This window comes from Arhodomonas sp. KWT (assembly GCF_010993615.1).
In genome coordinates this window covers 1-1,765 of sequence record NZ_WNXE01000376.1, presented here as the reverse complement: position 1 = coordinate 1,765, position 1,765 = coordinate 1, and the positions used below count along the sequence as shown (strand labels likewise).

Below are 1,765 nucleotides of genomic sequence, written 5' to 3'. Positions count from 1 at the left end.
GTGGCCGAACCATCCGGCCGCGGTGGTGAGCAGGCGTGCCGAGCCGAAATAGACCAGCAGGATGACCAGCAGCTCCGGCAGGCCGCGGACCATGCCGGTGTAGAGGTTAGCCAGCCATCTCAGCGGCGCGACCGGTGCCTCCTTGGCGAGGGCGCCGAGCAGGCCCAGCACGACGGCCACCGCCATCGCGTACACGGCCACCTGGGTGGTTACCCACGCGCCGGCGGCAAGCTGGGCGCCGAATCCCTGCAGTTCAGGCATCAAGGGGGTCCCAAGCAGCTGCCCGGGCCGCCGCCGGCGGCCCGGGGCGTCGGATCAGTAGATATCGAACGGGAAGTACTTCTCGTTGATACGCTGGTACGTCCCGTCCTCACGGATGGCCTTGATGGCGTCGCTGAAGCGATCCGCGAGCTCGGTGTTCCCCTTCTGCACCGCGATCGCGATCTTGTCGTCGTCGTAGACCGGATCGCCCTTGAACTCGTAGGCCGAACCATCCTTCGAGTTCAACCACTCCCAGCTCACGTACTTGTCCGCGAGGATCGCATCGAGGCGCCCGGAGGCGAGGTCCAGGAACGCGTTCTCCTGGGTGTCGTAGCGCTTGATATCGACACTGTCGCCGAGATTGTCGGCGAGCCACTGGGCAGCGATGGTCGCACGCTGGGCGCCGATGGTCATGCCTTCCAGGTCCGCCGTCGGGTCGAAGTCGCTGTCCTTCGGCGCGATGAACTGGAGCTTGTTGGAGTAGTACGGCGCACTGAAGGTGACCGCTTCCTGGCGCTCCGGGGTGATGGACATGGACGCGATGATGGCGTCGTACTTACCGTTGATCAGGCCCGGGATGATGCCGTCCCAGTCCTGGGTGACGAGCTTGCAGTCTGCCTCCATCTCCTCGCAGAGCGCGCGGGCGATATCGACGTCGAAGCCCTTCACCTCACCGGACTCGTCGATGAAGTTGAAGGGGGGGTATGCGCCCTCGGTGGCGATGCGGATGGTATCCCCCGCGTGGGCGGCGGTACCGGCGAGGCCCGCCGCGAGGGCGGCAGTAACGATCAGCTGTTTGATTCTCATAGTGCTGGCTCCTTGTGCTGCGGCCCGCGCGGGGCGTCCGCTAGAGATGACTCGCCAGAAACTCCCGGCAGCGCGGGGATTCCGGCGACTCGAAGACCTTCGACGGCGGGCCCTGCTCCTCGATGCGGCCCTCGTGGAGGAAGACCACCTGGGTGGAGACATCCCGTGCAAAACGCATCTCGTGGGTAACGATGAGCATGGTCCGCCCCTCCTCCGCCAGATCGCGGATCACGGCGAGCACCTCCGTAACCAGTTCGGGGTCCAGCGCCGAGGTGGGCTCGTCGAAGAGGATCACCCGGGGGTGCATGGCCAGGGTCCGGGCGATGGCGGCACGTTGCTGCTGGCCACCGGAGAGGAACGCCGGATAGCCGTCGCGCTTGTCGGCCAGGCCGACCTTTTCCAGCAGCGACTCGGCGTCCGCGATCGCGCGGTCCCGGGAGTACCCCAGGACCTGGCGAGGGGCCTCGATGACGTTCTCCAGGATCGTCATGTGGGGCCAGAGGTTGAAGTTCTGGAACACGAAGCCCACGCCGGCGCGCAGCCGGGTGATCTGCTGCTGGTCGGCGGCGACGAGGGTGCCGTCCCGTGCCCGTCGCAACGCGAGGGACTCGCCGTCGAAGATGATCTCGCCCTCGTTGGGCGGCTCGAGCAGGTTGATGCAACGCAGCAGCGTGCTCTTGCCGGAGCCGCTGGAGCC

General features: G+C 66.6%; 3 protein-coding genes. All 3 read right to left on the bottom strand.

The window, feature by feature from the left end; translation table 11 throughout:
- Window positions 1–261, bottom strand: a 261-nt coding sequence (locus tag G7A99_RS19095) for an ABC transporter permease subunit (protein ID WP_163143173.1), incomplete at its 3' end; no start/stop codon positions are given.
- A gap of 54 nt (window positions 262–315) precedes the next feature.
- On the bottom strand, window positions 316–1,068 hold the full coding sequence (locus G7A99_RS19090) for an ABC transporter substrate-binding protein (protein WP_018716894.1): 753 nt from the start codon (window positions 1,066–1,068) through the stop codon (window positions 316–318).
- A gap of 40 nt (window positions 1,069–1,108) precedes the next feature.
- Window positions 1,109–1,765 (bottom strand): ABC transporter ATP-binding protein (locus G7A99_RS19085; RefSeq protein WP_163143170.1); only part of this gene is annotated, 657 nt, incomplete at its 5' end.

What these genes read in the sequence shown, in the direction of transcription:
- G7A99_RS19090 (WP_018716894.1), bottom strand. Translation starts at nt 1,068, where the DNA reads ATGAGAATCAAACAGCTGATCGTTACTGCCGCCCTCGCGGCGGGCCTC.